Raw genomic sequence first — 1,428 nt, 5'->3', positions numbered from 1 at the left:
GGGGGCTGGGACTGGCATTGTAATGGCCCGCCGTGCCGGGACTGGGATAGCGCGTATGTCTGTCGTCGCGACCCTCTCCATGACCATGATCTCTGCTTGCTGTATCACGTACGGCTCGATCTCCTCGGTGACTTCCAGATCCTGTCTAAGTTGGGCGACGGCTGCTCTACGTCGGCGAGGCGGAGGGATCGGAGGTTCGGTGTGTACCTCGGCTACGACTTCCAGGGTTTCGTAGGTCGTTTCCGATGGAAATGACCATGCGGATCCCGTCGACGTCGTAGAAGTCAGGCTCACATTATCCAGCTGTTCCGGCGGCTGCTGTATGTACTTTCTGGGACTTACTAGTGACGGGACGGTCTGGTCAAAAATTAGCACTCGGTCACACTTCACCTTCTGCACGCCTTCTATCCTGTACTTCGGCAATGGAAAGGAGGAGCACACGATGATGTTTTTGGTGTTATTCATCCTAAGTCTGGCAACCCGCTCCGCGGTCATCGCGTACCGACATAGACACGGTACCGTTTTCGGCGGCGTAGACGAATCGGCGTCCTCTACTGGGCATTTAGTGCGTATGCTGTCCATCGTCTCCCCTAGGGCGTACAGGCAGATCTGCTCGTTAGCATCTTGGAGTCTTGGCCATAAAGTTGATATTTCAGCCATGTCGACCGCCGTCTGGTGGAACCTCGTGCCCTCAAGGTAAGAGTACAGTTTACCGTCAGTTGCACTGTAACCATTTCTGCCGACTAAGCAACTGTCCGGGTGTACCCTAACCAGATCGGTTTCCAAGGTCACGTCTTCGGATACGAGCTCTATTGCCGTCCGCCTGTCGATGGCTTCCTGAATCTTCTTTTCCCAGTTTTTATCTCTGCAGTAGATAACCACGTCTGCATCGGTGGCATCCAATGCCGTGAATAAGTGGTTCAAGGACTGCATCACTCTGTCCTTACCGCCGGAAAAGGTGCCTGTGGATAGCAGCGGTACTGCGACGCTCTTTATGTTGTTGGTACTAATTATGCTAGCCACAGCTCGGTACGCGGCCGCTAGCTCTCTGTCCCCTTCGGCTTCTGTTACGGTGGAGAAGTTCGGTCCCACTGCGTGGATTACGGTCATGCCATCTGCGCGGATCATCTTGGCTGTGCCGACTGGAGTTGCAGCCCCTTTGAAAGATGATGGCCACTTCTTAGCGACCGCCCTGCACACTCCATCGCTCACGGTACCCTTGGCATTGGCAGCATTTACGACTGCTTCCTCACCGTGTCCTGATATATCTGCGCGGCGGACCCTGTATGACGGTGCACAGCCAGCAGTGTGCAGTCCGTTGCAGGCATACATTGAGCTAAGTTTCTGGTTAGCTTGGTGCAAGGTTACCGCTCTTCTGCCGTTATCAAAGTTAGAAAACAGCAGGAACACTTCTGTGTTGCTCGTCAC

At 54.3% G+C, this 1,428-nt stretch carries 1 protein-coding gene; it reads right to left on the bottom strand.

Going from position 1 to position 1,428, the window contains the following annotated elements:
* Positions 1-1,410: macro domain-containing protein (locus MFF61_RS34170; protein ID WP_238242246.1), on the bottom strand; the 1,410-nt coding region annotated here is incomplete at its 3' end.
* Between the last annotated feature and the right edge of the window lie 18 nt (positions 1,411-1,428).

The organism is Methylobacterium isbiliense (genome assembly GCF_022179325.1).
In the GTDB taxonomy this organism is placed as follows: Bacteria; Pseudomonadota; Alphaproteobacteria; order Rhizobiales; family Beijerinckiaceae; genus Methylobacterium; species Methylobacterium isbiliense.
Note: the sequence above shows the minus strand (reverse complement) of the source record. Positions and strands in the feature narration are given on the sequence as shown.